The organism is Rugosimonospora africana (assembly GCF_016862975.1).
Classification (GTDB): Bacteria; Actinomycetota; Actinomycetes; order Mycobacteriales; family Micromonosporaceae; genus Rugosimonospora; species Rugosimonospora africana.
This window is the reverse complement of sequence record NZ_BONZ01000120.1, coordinates 1-18,913: the sequence shown is the minus strand read 5'-3', so window position 1 is coordinate 18,913 and position 18,913 is coordinate 1. Positions and strand designations below refer to the sequence as shown.

Below are 18,913 nucleotides of genomic sequence, written 5' to 3'. Positions count from 1 at the left end.
GGCTCACCCCGCGATCCGTACCGTCGTCGTGGCGCCCCAGATGGCCAGCGACAGGAAGAAGTCCACGACGTTGACCGCCACGATCGCCAGGCGTACCGCCCGCCCGACCGCGAGCCCCACGCCGGCCGGCCCGCCGCCGGCCCGGTACCCGTAGTGGCAGTGGATGAGCACCACGACGACGCTGAACACCAGCGCCTTGCCGAACGACCAGAGCACGTCGCCGGGAGGCAGGAACAGGTGGAAGTAGTAGTCGTACGTGCCGGTCGACTGTCCGAAGTAGACGGTGGTGATGGTACGGGTGGCCAGGTAACTGGACAGCAGCCCGATCACGTACAGCGGGATGACGGCGATGAAGCCGGCGATGATCCGGGTGGTGACCAGGAAGGGCAGCGACGGTACCCCCATCACCTCCAGCGCGTCGACCTCCTCGGAGATGCGCATCGCGCCCAGCTGCGCGGTGAAGCCGCAACCCACGGTCGCTGACAGGGCCAGCGCGGCGACCAGCGGCGAGATCTCGCGGGTGTTGAAGTAGGCCGAGATGAACCCGGCGAACGCGCTGCTGCCCAACTGCTCCAGCGCCTGGTCGCCCTGCAGCCCGACCTCGGTACCGGTGAAGAAGGTCATGAAGCAGATCACGCCGACCGTGCCGCCCACCACGGCCAGCGCCCCCGAGCCGAAGCTCACCTCGGCGAGCAGCCGGACGATCTCGCGTGGATAACGTCGCACGGTGCGCGGCACCGCCGCGAACGAGCGGATGTGGAAGGCGAGCTGTTCGCCCAGATCGTCGAGGATCACCGGCGCCTCACGACCCCTTCTGCGGAACGATCTGGAAGTACACCGCGGTGATCACGAAGTTCAGCGCGAACAGCAGCATGAACGTGATGACCACACTCTGGTTGACCGCGTCGCCGACGCCTTTCGGACCGCCCTTGGCGGTCATCCCCTTGTACGAGGCGACCAGCGCGGCCACCGCGCCGAAGACCAGCGCCTTGAACTCACCGACCAGCAGGTCCGGCAGCTGTCCCAGGGCCTGGAAGCTGGCGATGTAGGCACCCGGGGTGCCGTGCTGCAGGATCACGTTGAACAGGTACCCGCCGGAAACCCCGACGACGCTGACCAACCCGTTGAGCAGCAAGCCGACCAGCATCGCGGCGATCACCCGGGGGACCACCAGGCGCTGGATCGGGTCGATGCCCAGCACCTGCATCGCGTCCAGTTCCTCCCGGATGCGCCGGGCACCCAGGTCGGCGCAGATCGCCGAGCCACCGGCACCGGAGATGATCAGGGCGGTCACGATCGGCCCGGCTTCCCGCACCACGGCCAGCACCGAGGCCGCGCCCGTGAACGACTGCGCGCCCAACTGCTGGGTCAGCGAGCCGAGCTGCAGCGCGATCACGGCGCCGAACGGGATCGAGACCAGGGCCGCCGGCAGGATCGACACCGACGAGATGAACCACGCCTGCTGGATGAACTCGCGGACCTGCCAGGGCCGGCGCAGCACCGAGCGCAGCGCGTCCAGGCTGAACGCGAAGAAGTGCCCGGATTCGCGCAGCGTGAAGGTGACCGGGTTGGTCATCTGGATTTACCCCGGCTCACAGCGGCACCTCCTGGATCGGGCGGGGCTCGGTGAACGAACCCGGCGGCGGAGTGACCCCGTGAGTGCGGCACCAGAAACCCGGCGGCCGCTCGGCCCGGCGGATCCCGCCGTCCGACGGGCGCAACTGGCGCTGGATCGGCGGCAGCGCCGGCAGCCGCACCCCGGACGCCTCCTCGGCGGCCAGGTCCGAGGCGTCCTTCTCCTCCGACATCCCGATCGGGCCGACGCGCTGGGCGTTGAGGAACTGCCGGACCACCGGCTCGGTGCTGGACAGCAGCATCTCCCGCGGTCCGAACATGGCCAGCTTGCCGTGGAAGAGCAGCCCGATGTTGTCGGGCACGGTGCGGGCGGTGTTGATGTCGTGCGTGACGATCAGGAAGGTCGCGTCGGTCTGCTGGTTCAGGTCGATGATGAGCTGGTTGAGGTAGGCGGTGCGGACCGGGTCGAGGCCGGAGTCCGGCTCGTCGAACAGGATGATCTGCGGGTCGAGGACCAGCGCCCGGGCCAGGCCGGCCCGCTTGCGCATGCCGCCGGAGATCTGGCCGGGCAGCTTTTCCTCGTCGCCGGTGAGGCCGACCATCTCCAGCTTCTCGCCGACGATCGCCCGGATCTTCGACTCGCTCATCCGGGTGTGCTCCCGCAGCGGGAACGCGACGTTGTCGTAGATGTTCATCGAACCGAACAGCGCGCCGTCCTGGAACAGCACGCCGAACAGCCGGCGGATGGCGTACAGCCGCCGCTCGGACAGTCTCGGCAGGTCCTGGTTCTGGATCCAGACGGAGCCGCGGTCAGGGCGCAGCAGACCGACCAGGGTCTTGAGGAACACCGACTTGCCGGTACCCGACGGGCCCAGCAGCACAGAAATTTCTCCGGCGGGCAGCGTCAGACTCACGTCGGCCCAGACCGCATGGCGCCCGAAAGACTTCGTCAGCTGCTCTACCTGTATCTCTACGCCCAACTGCTCCCTCCTCCTCCTCGCTTGAAGGTCATCGTCGGGCGGCGGCGGAGTGTTACACGCGGATAACGAATCCGCCCGTAAGGGACACATCAGCCACGCTTCGTGTTGGTACGTTGAGCCCCGGACAGCTACCGTGCGAGGGTCGGCAAGCAGGCGCATCGCGGGGCAGGGAGGGGCGATGACGGCACCGCACCCTCAGCTCGTCGAGCGCGCCGTGCAGGGCGACCCGCAGGCGACCGCGACACTGATCGAACAGATCAGGCCCAACGTCGTGCGATACTGCCGGGCCCATCTCGGCCGCATCGGCGGCCGGCACACCACCGCCGACGACGTGTCGCAGGAAGTCTGCATTGCCGTCCTGCGCTCGCTGCCCGCGTTCCGCGACCAGGGGCGGCCGTTCACCGCATTCGTCTACGGCATCGCCGCGCACAAGGTGGCCGACGCGCAGCGGGCCGCGGTGCGGCACCTCGCGGTCACTCCGGTCGAGGCCATCAACGACCAACCGGACGCGGCACCCGGACCGGAACAGCACGCGTTGAACACCGACACCGCTCGGCGACTGTCCGAACTGCTCACCCACCTGTCCGACCTGCACCGCGAGATCATCGTGCTGCGGGTGGCGGTTGGCCTGTCCGCCGAGGAGGTCGGCGGTGCGGTGGGAATGAGCCCGGCGGCCGTACGCGTGGCACAGTCGCGCGCGTTGTCTCGGCTGCGCAACCTTGCCGGCACCGTGTTTAATGAGGTACCGGCATGACAGAGCGCAACCGTACGATCAACGTTTTCAGTTTGGCAGCGCCCTCCGCGGCAGCCGAGCGGAGCAGGGCGGACCAACAATGAGCGAGCGTCAGCGAGCGAGACAGAGTTGCGGCGCGTTCGTGCCTCATGCCGGACCGCAGCGCAGCGAGGATCCGGCATGAGCGAGACGCGAAGACCCTCGCCACACCGGCAGTCACCAGTGGAGCTGGAGACGGTGCAGGCCGACGACGCGCTGCTCGACGCACTGGGCAGCGGGGTCGCCGTACCCGGCGACGACGAACTGGCCGCGATGCTCGGCGCGTGGCGGGCCGACCTGGACACCGAACCGCTGCCGGCGCTGCGCTACGAGGCGCTGCCCACGCCGGCCATCTCCGGCGACGGCGGCTGGGCACCCGGACCGGACGGCGAGACCCAGGTCCTTCCCACCGTCGACGCCACACATTCCTCGCGGTCCCGGCGCACCGTCGTGCCGCTGCGTCCCCGCACCGTGCGGCTGGCCGTCGCCGCCGCCGTGGTGATCGCCACGGCCGGCGGAGTGTCCGTCGCCGCGGCCGGCGCGCAGCCCAGCGACCCGCTGTGGCCGGTCGTGAAGATCGTCCACCCGGGCGTCGCCGACGTTCGCGCGGCACAGGACGCCATCGACAAGGCGCGCGAGGCGGTGGACGAACACCGCTATGACGACGCGCGGCTGCTCATCGACCGGGCGGCCACCCTGGTGGCCAGGGTGCGCGACCCGCAGCAGGTGCAGCGGCTGCGCACCGAGCTCGACCAGTTGCGCGCGATGCTGCCGGCTTCCCCGCCGGGCACCGGCCGGCCCACGCCGACGCAGCCCCACGGGCAGACCCCGTCGCCGGCTCCGTCCACCGGCCCGAGCACGGCGCCCGGTGCCGGCGTCGGGAGCCCCAGCCCGTCCCCGTCGTCGAGCACCGGTCACGGCTTGCTGCCGCCGCTGCTGCCGGGCCTGCCGTCGCTGCTGCCGAGCATCCTTCCGCACCTGTGACGGGACCCGCCCGACCTCGCGCGAGGCCGGGCGGGCGGTTGAACTAGGCCGGGTCCCGCTCTCCGGCGCGCAGCCACTGCACGTAGTCGCGAACCCCACGGACGGTGTCGTACTCCGGCAGGTATCCGGTGTCCTCGTGCAACCGGGTGATGTCCAGGTACTGGTCGGCGGGCGGACCCTGCGGATCACGCCCGGCGACCAGTTCGATGTCGGCGTCCGGGATCACCGCCCGCACCGCGTCGGCCACTTCGGCATTGCGGGTCGCCCGCCCGCTGCCCACGTTGTAGACCCGGTGATTGAGCTTGTCCGCGGTCTGCGCCAGGGCGATGGCCCGGCCGCAGTCCCGGGCGTAGCAGATGTCCAGCGCATCCTCGGCGTAGCGCGGCGGGTCGTAGCGCACCGGCTCGCCGCGCACGGCCGCGTTCACCATCCGCTGCACCGCGACGAACCGGGAATCCGGCCGCCCGAACGGGCCCCAGATGGCGCCGATGCGCAGGCTGACCACCTCGACACCGGTGTGCTGCGCGGCCAGGTTGCCCAGCAGTTCGGCGTTCTTCTTCATCACCTCGATGGGATAGACGCCGGCCGTGGACAGCGCGGCGTCCTCGCGCCACGGAACGCCCGCGACGTCGTGGTAGACCACGAGCGAGCTGGCCAGGCTCAGTCGCCGTATCTGCCACTCGCGGGCGGCGCGGAGCACGGCCAGTACGCCGTCCACCCCGGTCTGGAGGTCGTCGAGCAGGTCGGGGCCGGTCCCCGCGGTGCCGGCCAGGTGCACGATGCCGTCGATCGGGTACCGCCGGCCCAGCTCCAGCAGTGCGGCCGGGTCGCTCACGTCGAGCTGCTCGATGAACACCCGCCGCCCCAGCTCGGTCCGGATGAAGTCGGGCTGCCGGGCGGTGCGATGCCGGGTGAGCACGCACGTCTCGCCGGCGTCCAGGAGCGCCCGCGCGGTGTTCAGGCCGATGAAGCCGAGCCCGCCGGTCACCAGAATCATGATGTGTCAGCCGTCCGTTTCGTGTGGGTGGTTGTCGTGACGCATTACTAGCCGGCTAATGATCAGCGTACCAATGAATCATTAGCCGAGCAATGACTGGCCTCCCACCCGCACCGCCACCGCCGACGGCTGGATGTCGCGTCGGCGCGTGCAGCAACCCAAACGGCAGACCTCAGGACGCGCGCTGAGGCGCGGCGAGCGCGGCAGCCAGGGCCGGCAGGCGGCCAAAGGCGCGAGCGCCAGCCAGGTGGTCGACGTAGTCACGCGACTCGACGATCTGCCCGTCCCGGACCCTGACGACGAAGATGCAGGGCACAGTGAAGGCCCGGCCGTCGACCACGCCGGCGTACCGGAACTCGAAGATCACCACTTCGGGGTCCGGAGTCGGGTACACGCGGTCATCGACGACGTCGTAGCGCTCCACGCCGGTCGGCCCACCGCCGCCGGCGAAGTGCTCCCGCACCGCGGTCCGGCTGCGCAGCGGGGTGTCGCCGAGCGGGTTGAACGGGTGGCGCACATCGGTTTCCTCGGCGTAGCAGGCGGCCAACTCGTCGAACTGGGCCGCTTCCTCGGCACCGGTCAGCCCGCCGCGCATGATGCGGCAGACGCCCTCGGCCACGGCGCGGACGGTCTCTTCGGGCGTACGCATGACATTGACCTCCTACCGGAGTGTGGACTTCGGTTACAGTACCGGAGTCTGCGCTTCGGTTACAGTGTCCGCATGCGCCGAGACGCTCAAGAGAACCGCGAGCGCATACTCGCCGCGGCTGACCACGTCTTCGGCACGCACGGCGAGGCCGGCTCCACCGAGGAGGTCGCGCGACTGGCCGGCGTTGGCATCGCCACCGTGTTCCGGCACTTCCCGACCAAGGAGGCGCTGATCGAGGCCGCACTGGTCCGGCATTTCACCGGCCTGCTCGACCGGGCCCGGGCTGCGGCCGCCGCCCCCGATCCGACGGCGGCGCTCCAAGCACTGATCCGCGAGATGATCGAACGGAGCACGACCAAGCTCACCCTGGCCTCGATGCTGGACCACGCACCACCGGCCGTCGTCACCGTCGCCGGCAAGGTGAAGACCTCGGTCGACCTGGCGTTACGTCGCGCCCAGGCCGCCGGCGCGGTCCGGCCGGAGGCCGGGGTCGAGGAACTCTACTTACTGATCCGCGGCCTGGCCCAGACCACCGCGGCCGCTCCGGCTCCATCGGCAGTCCTCGACCGCGCCATCGAAGTGGTTCTGGCCGGTCTCTTCACCCGCTAGCGCTCTGGACATCCGACCGGACCCCACAGGGACGCCCGTGCCGGCGGACCGGTCGGAAACCTGACCGAGGATTTGCCGGGAAACCATCAAAGGGGCTGCGCGACCTGCGCCCACTTCGCTAGCTTGTGTAGCTGACCTACATATTGAGCAAACGGGGTGGGAAGCTCATGGACAAAGGCCACCGACTCGCCGCGCTCGTGTGCGGCCGCCGTACAAAGTGGATGATCCTCGTCTTCTGGCTGGTGGTACTCGCCGCGCTGGCACCGCTGGCGGGCAGGCTCACCGGCGTCGAGAAGAACGACAACTCCTCGTGGCTGCCGGGCAGCGCCGAGTCCACCGAGGTCATGAACCTGCAGAGCAGGTTCGAGGCGCACGACACGGCGTACGCCGTCGTGGTGTACCAGCGGACCTCCGGCATCACCACCGCGGACAGCGAGCACGTCGCGGCGCAGGCCAAGCAGTTCGCCGACGTCGACGGCGTGGACGACCCGGTGATCGGGCCGCAGCAGGCCAAGGACGGCAAGGCGATCGAGGTCCTGGTGCCGATCACCATCGGCGACGGGGGCTGGGACACGATCGGCGACGGGGTGACGCGGATCAGGGACATCGCCGCGCCCACCCTCGACGGGCTGGAGATGCACGTGACCGGCCCGGCGGGCAGCGCCGCCGACTCGGCCAAGGCGTTCGAGGGCATCGACGGCCGGCTGCTGTACGCCACTCTCGGCGTGGTCATCGTGATCCTGCTGCTGACCTACCGCAGCCCGGTGCTGTGGCTGCTGCCGGTGCTGTCGGCCGGCGGCGCGCTGGCCACGTCGGAGGCGGTGATCTACCTGTTCGCCAAGCACGCGGGCCTGGTCGTCAACGCGCAGAGCGCCGGCATCCTGACCGTCCTGGTGTTCGGTGCCGGTACCGACTACGCGCTGCTGCTCGTCGCGCGGTATCGGGAGGAACTGCGCCGGCACGCCGATCGGCACGAGGCGATGGCCTACGCCCTGCACCGGGCCGGACCCGCGATCGTGGCCAGCGCCGCGACCGTGATCGCCGGCATGCTCTGCCTGCTGGTCGCCGACCTCAACTCGACCAGTGGCCTGGGACCGGTCGCCGCGATCGGCATCGCGGTCGGGCTGGCGGCCATGCTCACCCTGCTGCCGGCACTGCTGGTGATCTGCGGCCGGTGGGTGTTCTGGCCGGTACGCCCCCGGTTCGGTTCGCCCGAACCGACCGAGCGAGGGGTCTGGGCACGCATCGGCAGCCGGGTGTCCAGCCGGCCCCGTACGGTCTGGGTCACCACCGCCCTGATCCTGGGCGCGCTGGCCGTCGGCATGGTCGACCTGAACGCCGGCCCGCTGTCCAACAAGGACTCCATGGTCGGCCACCCGGACTCGGTGGTCGGCGCCGAGGTGCAGGCGGCGCACTTCCCGGCCGGCGGCGGGCAGCCGGTGGTGGTCATCGGTCGGGCTGGCACGGCGGGGCAGCTCCGCGCCGCGGTCGCCGGTACGCGGGGCATCCTGGCCACCGATGAACCGGTGGTCCGCGACCGGTACGCGATGGTGCAGGGCACCCTTGCCGACCCGCCGGACAGCGTCGCCGCGCAGAACACGGTCGACCGGGTACGGGCGTCGGTGCACGCGATACCGGGCGCGGACGCGAAGGTCGGCGGGGCCACCGCGGTCAACATGGACATCGAGCGGGCGGCCACGCACGACCGGAATCTGATCATCCCGCTGGTCCTGGTGGTGGTGTTCGTCATCCTGGCGTTGCTGCTGCGCGCACTGGTCGCGCCGCTGCTGCTGGTGGCGACCGTGGTGCTGTCGTTTGCCGCCGCGCTGGGCGCCAGCGCCCTGGTGTTCGACCACCTGCTGGGCTTCGCCGGGGTGGACACCTCGTTCCCGCTGTTCGTGTTCGTGTTCCTGGTCGCCCTGGGCATCGACTACAACATCTTCGTGATGACCCGGGTACGCGAGGAGTCCGCGCGCCACGGCACCCGGCGGGGCGCGCTGATCGGGCTCGCCGCGACGGGCGGCGTGATCACCTCGGCCGGGCTGGTGCTCGCCGGTACGTTCTCGGTGCTCTCCACACTGCCCCTGGTGTCGTTCGCCGAGATCGGCTTCGCGGTGGCGTTCGGCGTACTGCTGGACACCCTGGTGGTGCGCTCGATCCTGGTCACCGCGCTGAACCTGGACTTCGGCCGGCGGATCTGGTGGCCCAGCCGACTCGACCGGGACGGGGTGCCGGCCGAGGGCGAGGCACCGCCCCGGCCGGACGAGACGGCGCTCGCCGGCACCCCGACCGGTCTCTGACGTTCACGCCCGGGCACGGGCGGCCTTGCCCGACGGCGGGCCGCCCGGCCCGGACTAGGCCCTCTCCCCTGGCCTGTCCTCGACCGGGTCAGGCGGCTCTGACCGGCTTGAGCGGCTCAGACCAGGGCGTCGACCACGAGGGTGGCCAGCGACACCTGCTGGGCGTACGCGTCCGGGAACGCGGAGACCTGCACGGTCTGTGCCGCCTCGGTGATCGACATGCTCTGCCAACCGGGGACCTGCATCAGCGCGTCGTAGAACTTGGTCGCCGAGGTGGCCGGGTCCATCAACTCCTCGACCGTGCCCCAGCCCGAACTGGGCCGCTGCTGGAACAGCCCGACCGAGTCGTGGTCGCCGCCGACCCCGTCGTGCGCGAGGTCCAGCGACTCGGCGACTCCGTAGTTCGCGAGGTTGAGCAGTTGGCTCTCCTGCAGCGCGGTGGAGATCGCGATGATGAACGCCTGCTTCGGCAGCTTCAGCTTCTCGCCCACCCGCACGATCGTCGCGGCGTGGTCCATCTGCACCTGGCTCAGGCCGCCGACCGGTGTCGGCTTCTTCACCACCGCCCTGGTCTTCGTGACCTTCGGCTTCGGGCTCGGCGAGGCCGGGGCGCTCGGGCTGACCGACGGCTCTGGGGGTGTCGAGACGCTGGGGGTCGGGGCCACTCGCTGAGTGGAGCGGGAGACCTCGTCGCGCTGCCTGTCGGCGGGTACCCGCAGCGCGGCGGCGAGGTCGGCGTGGCCCGGTCCGGGCGGATGCGCGAGGTCGCCGCGTACCGCCGCGAAGAGCCCGCTGACCCCGACGAGGATCAGCAGTACCGCGATCACCGGTCGGCGCAGCGGACGGTCACCGCGCCGCGCGTGCCACGACTGCCGGTGGCGGCTCGTGCTCCGCGAGGCGCTCCGCCCCCGACCTTCCAATACCGTCCGTTGCCCTCTGGCCGGGCGGTGGTGGGCCCGATACTTGCCGTGCATCGGGCCAGGCTAAAGGTGGGCTCTTCGGAAGAAACAGCAGGTCAAACGGTGTGCTGCGTCACTGTTGTGAGTCACATTTGCCTCTTATAGGGCCGGCAGAAGAGGCCGAGAGGCATGGGTGACAGGTCCGATGAGCCCGATACATCCGGACATACGGAACTTGGGGTCGGTGACCGTACGTAGTCTCGGGCACCGGCCGGCGGCCCGCGAATCGTGATCGCCGCCGGGCGCTCCGGCCCCTGGAGCGGATCTCGACCGGCCCCGCGACCCGGCCCCCTGGATCGGGCCGCGACGCGGAACGCGAGCGCCGCGGCCCGACGTCTCAGGGGATGAACCTCACCTCGGGAAAGGCCGGGCTCGGGCCGTCCAGCAGGTGTCCCCGGTGCCGCAGGTGCAGGTCGAAGAACGCCAGCGGGTACGCCAGCTGGATCCGCGCCGCGGGGGCCGGGGCGAGGGTGCCGACCCAGTCCCGAAGCTCCTCGTCGCTCATCCCGATGACCTTCGCCACCTGCGGGATCAGCGTCTGGATGTCGGTGTACGACCCGTGGACCGCGCCGTCGGCCTGGACGTTCCGCCGCCATCCGGTCAGGTGCGACCAGAACTGGGCGACGCTGGGATGCGCGGCCCGGTCGAACTCGGCAGTCATCAGCATGAACGGCCGGTCCAGGTCGGTGATCAGCGGAGGCTGCGTCTCCATCGGGCCGTCGAAGCTGAGCCCGGCCCGTACGCGCTGGTCCTCGGTCAGCACGATGGCGGTCGCCGTCGCGCCCTTCGACCAGCCGAACATGCCGATGCGATCGAGATCGAGGGCGCCGCGCAGCCCGGCGGGCAGCGGCCGGTGATCCGCGTCGGGATTGCGCCCGGCGGCGAGGTCTTCGATGCGGTCGAGGACGAACCTCAGATCCACGGTGTAGTCCCTCGGATCCAATTGCGGAGGGTCAGCCGGGACGGTGAGCCGACCGTCGGGGAATTCGCTGAACGCGTCGTAGGTGTGGTCCACCGTGACCACCACGTAGCCGTGGCTGGCCAGTTGCTGGACGACGGTGGTGGTGTCGGCGCGGTGGTCGCGCGCGCCGTGCGAGAACACGACGACGGGCAGCCGCTCGCCCGTCCGTCGCACCGGGGCGCCCAGGTGACCGGCCGTGACCGGTGCCGCCGCGACGTCGGCCGCGAACCCCGCGTTCACCAGCAGCGCCCGCAGGGCGGCGGGCGGCATCCACGGCGCTCGCGGGTACCGCCACACGTCGCGGGCCGGGTACCAGACGCTGATCATCAGCTCGCGGCAGTGCCCCGGGCCGGCCAACGGATCCGGGCGCGACGGGTCGACGAGGTGCAGGGCCACGGTGCCCACCGGGTACGGCCCGGTAGGCGCCGGCAGGGTGAGCAGCGCCGGCCCCGGGTCGGCCGAAGCCACCGACGCGCGGCTCGCCGCGCCGAGCGGTACGGCGGCCCCGACTGTCAGCGCGACGGCGAGCATGCGCCGGCGCGTCATCCGCCGCCGGTCGATGAACGGCATGGTTGCCATGAACCCTCCTGAGGTTTCCCCGTGGACCGGACCGCGGTGTGTCCCGCCGGCCGGTTCTCTTTCCGTCAGCCGGTTCGCTTCCGTCGTTCGGGCTGGTTTCCGGCCGGTCCCCTCCGCCGGCCGGCTGGTGTCGCTACTGGCCGCCGGGCGTCTCGACCCGGCTGATCAGCAGTTTCAGGCGGGCGATCTCCTCGGCGAGCGCGGTGTGCCCGGCCTGGGTCAGGGTGACCCAGGTGCGGGCGCGCCGGCCGGCGTAGCCCTTCTCCACCTCGATCAGACCGGCCGTCTCCAGCACGCCCAGGTGCTGGGACAGGTTGCCGCCGGTCAGCTCCAGCTGGGTGCGCAGGTAGCCGAACTCCACCCGGCGCGCCTCGTGCGCGATGGTCAGGATGCCGAGGCGAACCCGCTGGTGGACCACGTCGTCGAGCCCGTTGGCCGGGTGAGCGGGACCGGTCGGCTCCGGAGCGTCGGTGGGGTCGCTCACCGCTGCCGCCCCCGTCGCTGCGTCAGGAGGAAGCCGAGCCCGCCCAGCATGAGCAGGCCGCCGCTGATGACCAGCGAGGGCGCGAAGCCCCACCGCGACCCCCAGTGGCTGCCCCAGCCGAAGGTGATCGGCACCAGCACCACCACCAGGTACACGACGGTGAACAGCAGCAGGGCGAGGTGACGCTCCAACCAGGACAGCACCAGCAACGCCACCCCGATGGCGCCGGAAGGCTCGACCAGGCGCCATACCCCGACGAGGACGCCGGGGTATGGCGGAGTCAGCAGGTAATGGAACACCAGTCCCCCGGCGGTCAGCACCACCGCCAGCGCGATGCCGGTGATCACATACGGCGCCACCCGACTGCTCAGCCCCCGTGACTGAGCGACCCGCAGGTAGCAACCGGCGATCAGCGCATATGCCAGCACCAACGCCAGCACCCAGTAGACGAACGCCCCCACCAGCCAAAACGTGCACCGTGTGCCGCCGGCTATCGGCTGGCAGTTCGAGACCGCCCGGGGCGCCCACCGCTGCACCGGAATGGCCACGAACGTCACCGCGGCCAGCACGAGCAGCGGAAACCAGGTCACCCGCTGGGCCAGGCGGACCCGGTGCGCGAGGCGACGCGAGTCCGCCAGCAGCCGGCGGGGATCGTCGCCGGCAGGTACCGAATCGGCAGTCATGCAGACAGATTTGCACGACAAACTGATTGGCACTAGTGAAACGGCGATAACGAGATGGTCACCGATCGCTGAGAACTTGACCTTGAGGTCCGCCCGCCGTGGGCGGCGGCGCGGGCAGCGTGGCGCGGACCGGGGCGGAGGTGTTGCCGTTGCCCAGCGCGCGTCGGCGCCGGTGTGTGACCGGGGCGGAGGTGTTGCCCGGAGCGCCTCGACGCGGCTGTGTGACCATGGCGGAGGTGTTGCCCGGCGTGCCTCGACGCGGGTGTGTGACCGGCGAGGGTTCAGCCGGCGTCGGCGGGCAGCGTGCGGCCGGTCACCAGGTGCGGCCGGCCCGGACGGACGCCGCCGGGCGCCGCCGGCAGCCGACCATAGTTCGCGTCCGGGGCGCCCGGTGCGGTGATCGCTTCGGGATACCAGCCGCCGGAGCGCAGCAGCGCCGCCGGGTCGTCGCAGCCGTACGGCTCGGGGATCCCGTGCCGGGCGCGGTACTCCTGGTACGCGCGCATCGACGGCAGGTCCCGCACCGCGGCGCTCATGATGTCGGCGAGAAACCGGCTGTCGGGCGCCGCCAATCCGGCGGCAGTGCGCAGCAGCCCGAGCACGGACTCCTCAGCCAGGTAGAAGAACAGCCCCTCGGCCAGCCACACCGTGCGCCGCTCCGGATCGAATCCGGCAGCGGTCAGCGCGGCCGGCCAGTCCCCCACCAGATCCGCCGCGACCGTCCACCGGCGGCAGCGCGGCGTCGTACCGGCCAGTGCCGGCTGCTTGCCGTCGAAGACCTCCGGCCGGTCCAGCTCGTACCAGTCGAGGTCGCCGGGCAGGTCCAGCCGGTACGGGCGGGTGTCGAGCCCGGCACCGAGCAGCACGACCTGCCGGTACCCGTCGGCCACGGCCCGCAGCACGGCATCGTCGAACCAGCGCACCCGTACCGGGATGAAGGTGTTCTCGCCACCGGACGCGCGCTCCGAAGCGGTCATCGCCGCGACGCCCCGCTCGCCGGCGAGGCGCCGGGCGAACGGGTCGTCGAAGAGCCGATCGGGCCGGCTACTTTCCCGTGCCCGCACGGCGGCGATCCAGTACGCGGTGTTCACTACCACGGCGCGACCGCCTCGAATGATCGGCGGGACAGGACCTAGGCGGCCAACAGGATGATCAGCAGGAGCACCAGCACCGGGATGGCGATCCCGATCAGCGCCTGCGGCCGGGCCAGGAGGACCGCGCCGGGATCCATCGGCTGCCGGCTGGGCCCGGTCTGCGGGGGTACCGGCGCAGGCAGCTTGGCCACCTTCCCGCGACGGACCAGGTTGATGATCACGGTGATCGGCGTGATGACCGAAGAGGCATAGCCGTACCAGCCGCGGATCAGCGTGTTGGCGGTCATCCTCCGGAACGTGGCGAGCCCGCAGTCACGGCAGAACGGGCCGCGCAGGTGCAGGAACCTCATCACGATGATCATGCCCTGGTGCTCGCGGAACGTCGTGTCGACGGCCGGTACGCAACCGCACAGCCGGCACTGCGTCGTGCCCTGCGGGTATGCCTGAGCGGGCACCTGGTAACCGCTGCCCGGTACGGCGGGCGCCGGGTAGCCGGCCGGCGGCTGGCCCGGGTACGCGTTCGGGGACTCGGGCGCCGGCGCGTAGCCGGCGGGCGGCTGCGCCGGGTAACCGGCCGGGGCTTGGGTCGGGTAGCCGGCCGGAGCCTGCGCCGGGTAACCAGCGGGCGCCTGCGCCGGGTAACCGGCCGGGGCTTGGGTCGGGTAGCCGGCCGGGGCCTGCCCCGGGTAACCGGCGGGCGCTTGGGCGGGGTAGCCGGCGGGAGCATGCGCCGACGGGTATGCAGACTGGGGATACGACTGCGGCGGGTATGTGGGCGGACCGTAAGCCGCAGGCTGTCCCTGATACTGGGGTGCTGACACGAGCGCAGATCATACGGCGGTCGCAGCACCCGGTGGGGGCACCGGGATCACGCTGCGTCGCGGCACCGTACGCCAACACGTCGCGCCACGCGATCCGCATCGGGCGTCTCGCCGCAATCCTCGGACTATCGTGCTTGTGACGACTGGCCTCACGGCCCACCGCGAAAGTTCGCGGGCAGCGACAGTCACCGGATATCGTTGGTCACTGTGACAGAATCCGTCCACCCAACACCCGACGAGAGCGGGTCCTCGGGCTATGCCAGAACCGATGGCGCGCCCGAGTCGACGAGTGCGGCAGAGCCACCGGCACCGAAGAGTGATCTCGAGGACTGGCTCGATGGGCTCCGCACCGACATGCGCAACGACCCGCCCGGATGGATCGACCCGGACGCGGTGGGTACGACGGGCAAGGGCAAGACCCTTCAGGACCTGAGCGACACGACAAGCGACACCGCGATAAACGGCAGTGCGATAAACGGCAACGCGATGAGCGGGAACCCGATCGGCGAGCGGGCACCGGGCGAGAGTCCGGCCGGCGACCGCGCGGCGAGCGGGGCGGAAGCCGGCCCGGGCGACTTGCCGTCCGCCCCCACGTCCGGAGCCGGCGCGGCCAGGTCCGGAGCCAGCGCGGCCCTGGCCGGAGCCAAAGCTGCCAGGGCCGGGGCCAAAGCCGGGGCCGGAGCCAAAGCCGGGGCCAGGGCCGGGACTGGGGCCGGGGCCATCGCGCCAGCGGCCGCCCCGGCCGAGAAGACCGAAAACGGGAAAGCGAAGAGCGGGGACACGAAGAGCGGGGACGCGAAGGGCACCGGCGCTCCGGGCGAGCGCGCGCAAGCCGCGTCCGGCCCGAGCGGGAGCGGGACGGGCGAGGCCACGACGGAGAGCGCGACCGCTCAGGGTGCGAACCCGGCGGCCGAAACGGCGCCGGGCGGGCCCGCGACACCGCAAGCGGTCACCGTTCCGGGCGTCCGGCCCGCACCCGAGGCGCCGGTCCACGTAGGACGGCACCGCGCGGAGGACTGAGTCCGGCGCATCCCCTTGCCGGGCAATGATTCCCTCCTCAACCGGAGGCGTCGCCTCGGTAGGGATCGAGGGAAGCCATCCGTGCGAGTTCAGCGGACGCGCAGCCGCTGGTCGTCGATCTCGACCACGTCGCCGCGCCGCAGTTGCCGTCCGCGACGCACCTCGACCTCGCCATTGACCCGCACCTCACCGGCGGCGATGCGTAGCTTCGCCTCGCCGCCGGTGTCGATCACACCGGCGAGCTTCAGCAGCTGAGCCAGCCGGATCGGGTCTTCATCGACCTCCACGTCCCTGTTCACCACACCTCCACGGTACCGAGCCCGTTTCCGTGGTGGTGCCGGCCTCACCCTTCGACGACTCCGGCGTTCTCGCCCTGGGCCAGCGGCACGACCGCCTGCGGTACCACCCGGTGCACGGTCGCCAGCACCGAGGCCATAATGAGACTCACCGCGGCGGCGATCCCCATCGAGCCACCCGCGTACGCGACGAACAGCCTGCCGCGGCTGAGTTGGTCGGCCGGCGTCGCGATCACCTGATCGGTGAGCTTGAGGGTGAGCGCGGCACCGGCCAGCAACACCGCTCCCGCGGCGACCAGCGCGAGTACCGCGCGCCAGTTCGCCGGCCCGTAGTCGACGTCGCCGTGGCGCCGCTGGGCCACCACGATGAACACCCCGGCGACGCTCGCCCACGCGCCGACGATGAGCAGCGCCGCCACCGCGTCGCTGGGTCGATGCCAGCCCGCCGACAGCGTGGCGACACCGACGATCGCGGCGCCGAAGGCGCCGAGGATGGCCACGATGCCGCGTACCCCCGCGGGTAACGCCAGCACGAGTGCGACCGCGACGGACGCGGCGATGGTCGTGTGTCCGCTGGGCAGGCTGTTGCCGACCGCGGCCCGCTGGAGGTCGACGCCCAAATCCGGGCGGGGAATGAGCCGCTTCAGCACCTGCGAGGTGGCGCTGGCGCCCGCGACGAGCACGACCACCCCGAACGCCACCGCGATCCGGCGGCGGATCAGCGCGATGAAGCCGACGGTCGCCGTCGCGGCCACCACGGACAGCGCGGTGATGGTGTCCAGCACGGTCAGCACCAGGTCGCCGATGTGATCCTGACCGATCCGGTTGCCGGTCAGTGCCGCGGTGTCCAGCAGCTGGCCGTGTCTGGTCTGAACAAAGAAACGACAGACCATCACGAACGCAACCAGTTCGGCGCCAGCCAGAACCAGCAACCAGAGAACCAGACCGAGCGGCCATCGACGCATGCGCAGTAACGTAGCCGACTCCCGCAGAATTCAAACCCAGTCCGGTGGCGCTTCCACAGCGCGGGCACCTCGATCGCGGGCGGCCGCAGGCCGCCGATCGCCGGCTTCAACCGGTAATCTACAGCCCCAGCTCGCCGCCGGGACGGGAAACACGGGGAAAGGAGAGGCAGTGAGCAGTGGAGGGCAGCCGGTCGGCGCCTCGTCGCCCGGCGCCGCGCTTGAGTCGGAACAGCCCGACGCCGCGCCCGAGTCGACGACCGATCCGGAGCGGGCGAACGGCCGGCGCGCCAACGCCTACGACAGCGAGCGGGTGGCCGCCGCGTACGCGTTCGACCGTCCCGCGGTACACGAACGGATCCTGCGTTCGCTGCGGTTGGCCGGGCGGCGCCGGCACGCGCTGGACATCGGCTGCGGTGCCGGTGTGTCCACCGCCGCGCTCGCCTCGCTGGCCGAGCGCGTCACCGGTCTGGAACCGGTGCGAACCATGCTCACGCACCGGCACGCGGTCGCGCCGCGGGCGGCGTTCGCCATCGGTCGCGCGGAACGGTTGCCGTTCGCCGCCGGAACCTTCGATCTGGTCGCCGCGGCCGGTTCGCTCAACTACGCCGACCTTCCGGTCGCCCTCACCGAAGCGGCACGGGTGCTCACGCCGGACGGAACCCTTGTCGTCTATGACTTCGGGCAGGGACGGCGCGCCGTCGAGAGCGGCGGGCTCGCCGGTTGGTTCGGCGAGTTCGAGCGCCGCTTCCCCATGCCCCCGGGATATCCGGACCTGGACCTGCCGCGCCTGCCGCTGGGCGACTACGGACTGCGCCTCGACGACCAGGTGGACGTCGAGGTCTCGTTGCCGATGCGGCACGATGCCTACCTGCGGTACGTGCTGAGCGAAGCGAACGTCACCGACGCGGTCGCCGGCGGCCGGATCACCGTCGACGCGGCACGCGACTGGTGCGCCCGCACGCTCGCGGAGGTGTTCGGCACCGGCAGCCTGACCGTGGGGTTCACCGGGTATCTGGCCACGCTGCTGCCGCGGTAGCGCCGGAATCCGGTTGGCGCGGCACCACGCCGGGTCTAACCTCACGGCACATGTAGCCCACCGACGAAGGTGCCCGTACCGGTGGCCGTTGAGGCGGCTGCCGCGCGGCCGCAGCGGTGCCGGAGCCTGCGACACCACACCGATTTCCGGCTGCTGTGGGCGGGCCAGTCCGTGTCGCTGGTCGGTTCGGCGGTCAGCTTTGTCGCGCTCCCCCTCGTCGCGCTGCTGGTGCTGCACGCCGACACGTTCGAAGTGGGAATCCTGACCGCAGTCGAACGTCTCCCGCCGCTGGTGGTCGGGCCGCTGGTCGGGCCGCTCGCCGACCGGGGTTCACGGCTGCGCCTGATGGTGGTCGCGGACCCGCGACACGGCCCGCCGGTTATTCGACCAGTCTGGGCTCGGCGCGTCTGACGCCGCGCGACGACCCAGACCAGTCGACCGCGCCGATCTCGGTACGCGGCCGGCTCGCCGGCTTCCGGGCGGACGTCGGCGATCTGGTGCGATCGGCTCGCCGCGCGGATCGGAGTCGGACCGCTGCTGGTCACCGGCCAGGTCGTGCTGGTGGCCGGCGGCGTGCTGCCCCCTACCGGCGGTGCTCGGCGGGGTACTCGGCGCGGCGTCGTCGGTACGGGTGGCGATGCTCACCGGCGCGGCGGGCATGGCGCTGGGGCTGGTGGCCGTGCTGCGCCGCCGGGTGCTGGCCGTTCGGGCCGGCTGAGGTTGCGGTCCTCCCCGGCCGAGGTTGCGGGCCTCCGGCTGAGGTGGCGGTCCTCGGGGCGGCTGAGGCAGCGGGCCCCCGGGGCGGTGCCCGAGTCGATCCCGACATTCACCGTCATCAGAATGTTCCGGGCGCGGCAGTCTTGACGATTCCATGAACTTCGATAAGGCTCTCTGTCCGAGAGAGCGCTCTCTCATATGGCTCTCTCGATATGTCCACCCTGATGCACCGTCCCACGTCAGGAGCCACACATGTCACCGATCCCCCACCCACCCCACCCCGTGATCCGCCGCAGACCAACGCGCGTCACAGCCGCGCTGATCGCCGTCGCGGTCGCGCTGCTGGCCGGCTACACCGCCATCGCGGTCGGCCAGGCCCAGGCCGCGGACACCCTGCTGTCGCAGGGCAAGCCGGCCACCGCCTCGTCCGCC

Annotated in this window: 22 protein-coding genes; 9 read left to right on the top strand and 13 right to left on the bottom strand. The window is 71.3% G+C overall.

Features of this window, described 5'->3' with window-relative positions; genetic code table 11:
* Nucleotides 1–3: 3 nt before the first annotated feature.
* From Raf01_RS46675 to Raf01_RS46665, 3 genes are read right to left on the bottom strand one after another with little or no spacing between them, the layout of a single operon-like run.
* Nucleotides 4–795, bottom strand: a complete 792-nt coding sequence (locus Raf01_RS46675) for an MlaE family ABC transporter permease (RefSeq protein WP_203924624.1) — start codon at nucleotides 793–795, stop codon at nucleotides 4–6.
* A gap of 7 nt (nucleotides 796–802) precedes the next feature.
* Nucleotides 803–1,576, bottom strand: a complete 774-nt coding sequence (locus tag Raf01_RS46670) for an MlaE family ABC transporter permease (protein WP_203924623.1) — start codon at nucleotides 1,574–1,576, stop codon at nucleotides 803–805.
* Nucleotides 1,577–1,592: 16 nt separating this feature from the next.
* Nucleotides 1,593–2,555, bottom strand: coding sequence for an ABC transporter ATP-binding protein (locus Raf01_RS46665; RefSeq protein ID WP_203924622.1), 963 nt, complete (start codon nucleotides 2,553–2,555; stop codon nucleotides 1,593–1,595).
* Nucleotides 2,556–2,733: 178 nt separating this feature from the next.
* Here Raf01_RS46665 and shbA point away from each other — a divergent pair, with 178 nt between their 5' ends.
* Together shbA and Raf01_RS46655 are read left to right on the top strand one after the other, a co-directional pair.
* Nucleotides 2,734–3,309 (top strand): RNA polymerase sigma factor ShbA, encoded by a 576-nt coding sequence (gene shbA / locus Raf01_RS46660; RefSeq protein ID WP_203924621.1) that lies wholly within the window; start codon nucleotides 2,734–2,736, stop codon nucleotides 3,307–3,309.
* Nucleotides 3,310–3,468: 159 nt separating this feature from the next.
* Nucleotides 3,469–4,311 (top strand): anti-sigma-D factor RsdA, encoded by an 843-nt coding sequence (locus Raf01_RS46655; protein WP_203924620.1) that lies wholly within the window; start codon nucleotides 3,469–3,471, stop codon nucleotides 4,309–4,311.
* A gap of 43 nt (nucleotides 4,312–4,354) precedes the next feature.
* Here the strand turns inward: Raf01_RS46655 and Raf01_RS46650 are convergent, their stop codons facing one another.
* A complete protein-coding gene (locus Raf01_RS46650) occupies nucleotides 4,355–5,308 on the bottom strand; it encodes an NAD-dependent epimerase/dehydratase family protein (protein ID WP_203924619.1) in 954 nt (317 codons plus the stop codon).
* A 172-nt stretch (nucleotides 5,309–5,480) separates the two neighbouring features.
* Entirely contained in the window at nucleotides 5,481–5,957 is a 477-nt protein-coding gene (locus Raf01_RS46645; RefSeq protein ID WP_203924618.1) for a nuclear transport factor 2 family protein, read from the bottom strand.
* A gap of 72 nt (nucleotides 5,958–6,029) precedes the next feature.
* Here Raf01_RS46645 and Raf01_RS46640 point away from each other — a divergent pair, with 72 nt between their 5' ends.
* Together Raf01_RS46640 and Raf01_RS46635 are read left to right on the top strand one after the other, a co-directional pair.
* Nucleotides 6,030–6,566 carry a TetR/AcrR family transcriptional regulator gene (locus Raf01_RS46640; RefSeq protein WP_203924617.1) on the top strand — a complete coding sequence of 179 codons (537 nt, stop codon included), beginning with the start codon at nucleotides 6,030–6,032 and terminating at the stop codon, nucleotides 6,564–6,566.
* A 221-nt stretch (nucleotides 6,567–6,787) separates the two neighbouring features.
* A complete protein-coding gene (locus tag Raf01_RS46635; RefSeq protein WP_239134532.1) occupies nucleotides 6,788–8,866 on the top strand; it encodes an MMPL family transporter in 2,079 nt (692 codons plus the stop codon).
* Nucleotides 8,867–8,982: 116 nt separating this feature from the next.
* Here Raf01_RS46635 and Raf01_RS46630 read toward each other — a convergent pair whose 3' ends face one another.
* The 6 genes from Raf01_RS46630 to Raf01_RS46605 all read right to left on the bottom strand — a co-directional run bounded on the left by Raf01_RS46630 (nucleotide 8,983) and on the right by Raf01_RS46605 (nucleotide 14,447).
* Entirely contained in the window at nucleotides 8,983–9,693 is a 711-nt protein-coding gene (locus Raf01_RS46630; RefSeq protein WP_239134531.1) for a hypothetical protein, read from the bottom strand.
* Between the two features lie 469 nt (nucleotides 9,694–10,162).
* Complete coding sequence (locus tag Raf01_RS46625; protein ID WP_203924615.1) at nucleotides 10,163–11,365, bottom strand: alpha/beta hydrolase family protein; 1,203 nt, start codon at nucleotides 11,363–11,365, stop codon at nucleotides 10,163–10,165.
* Between the two features lie 133 nt (nucleotides 11,366–11,498).
* The gene (locus Raf01_RS46620; RefSeq protein WP_203924614.1) at nucleotides 11,499–11,849 is read right to left on the bottom strand and encodes a transcriptional regulator; all 351 of its coding nucleotides are present in this window, start codon (nucleotides 11,847–11,849) and stop codon (nucleotides 11,499–11,501) included.
* Nucleotides 11,846–12,532: a hypothetical protein gene (locus tag Raf01_RS46615; protein WP_203924613.1), complete on the bottom strand. Its 687-nt coding sequence runs from the start codon at nucleotides 12,530–12,532 to the stop codon at nucleotides 11,846–11,848. The genes Raf01_RS46620 and Raf01_RS46615 overlap by 4 nt, the downstream gene beginning before the upstream one ends.
* Before the next feature lie 281 nt (nucleotides 12,533–12,813).
* Nucleotides 12,814–13,629 (bottom strand): class I SAM-dependent methyltransferase, encoded by an 816-nt coding sequence (locus Raf01_RS46610; RefSeq protein WP_203924612.1) that lies wholly within the window; start codon nucleotides 13,627–13,629, stop codon nucleotides 12,814–12,816.
* Between the two features lie 35 nt (nucleotides 13,630–13,664).
* On the bottom strand, nucleotides 13,665–14,447 hold the full coding sequence (locus Raf01_RS46605; protein ID WP_203924611.1) for a hypothetical protein: 783 nt from the start codon (nucleotides 14,445–14,447) through the stop codon (nucleotides 13,665–13,667).
* A gap of 207 nt (nucleotides 14,448–14,654) precedes the next feature.
* On the opposite strand from Raf01_RS46605, the gene Raf01_RS46600 reads away from it, so the two are divergent.
* Nucleotides 14,655–15,467, top strand: coding sequence for a hypothetical protein (locus Raf01_RS46600; protein ID WP_203924610.1), 813 nt, complete (start codon nucleotides 14,655–14,657; stop codon nucleotides 15,465–15,467).
* 89 nt (nucleotides 15,468–15,556) lie between these two features.
* Here Raf01_RS46600 and Raf01_RS46595 read toward each other — a convergent pair whose 3' ends face one another.
* Entirely contained in the window at nucleotides 15,557–15,769 is a 213-nt protein-coding gene (locus Raf01_RS46595) for an RNA-binding S4 domain-containing protein (protein ID WP_373319783.1), read from the bottom strand.
* Between the two features lie 41 nt (nucleotides 15,770–15,810).
* Entirely contained in the window at nucleotides 15,811–16,728 is a 918-nt protein-coding gene (locus tag Raf01_RS46590; protein ID WP_203924609.1) for a phosphatase PAP2 family protein, read from the bottom strand.
* Nucleotides 16,729–16,897: 169 nt separating this feature from the next.
* On the opposite strand from Raf01_RS46590, the gene Raf01_RS46585 reads away from it, so the two are divergent.
* The 4 genes from Raf01_RS46585 to Raf01_RS46575 form a co-directional block, all read left to right on the top strand.
* On the top strand, nucleotides 16,898–17,764 hold the full coding sequence (locus tag Raf01_RS46585; protein ID WP_203924608.1) for a class I SAM-dependent methyltransferase: 867 nt from the start codon (nucleotides 16,898–16,900) through the stop codon (nucleotides 17,762–17,764).
* A gap of 81 nt (nucleotides 17,765–17,845) precedes the next feature.
* On the top strand, nucleotides 17,846–18,175 hold the full coding sequence (locus Raf01_RS46580; RefSeq protein ID WP_203924607.1) for a hypothetical protein: 330 nt from the start codon (nucleotides 17,846–17,848) through the stop codon (nucleotides 18,173–18,175).
* 181 nt (nucleotides 18,176–18,356) lie between these two features.
* The gene (locus Raf01_RS50750) at nucleotides 18,357–18,482 is read left to right on the top strand and encodes a hypothetical protein (protein WP_275413211.1); all 126 of its coding nucleotides are present in this window, start codon (nucleotides 18,357–18,359) and stop codon (nucleotides 18,480–18,482) included.
* Nucleotides 18,483–18,733: 251 nt separating this feature from the next.
* Nucleotides 18,734–18,913: hypothetical protein (locus Raf01_RS46575; RefSeq protein WP_203924606.1), on the top strand; the 180-nt coding region annotated here is incomplete at its 3' end.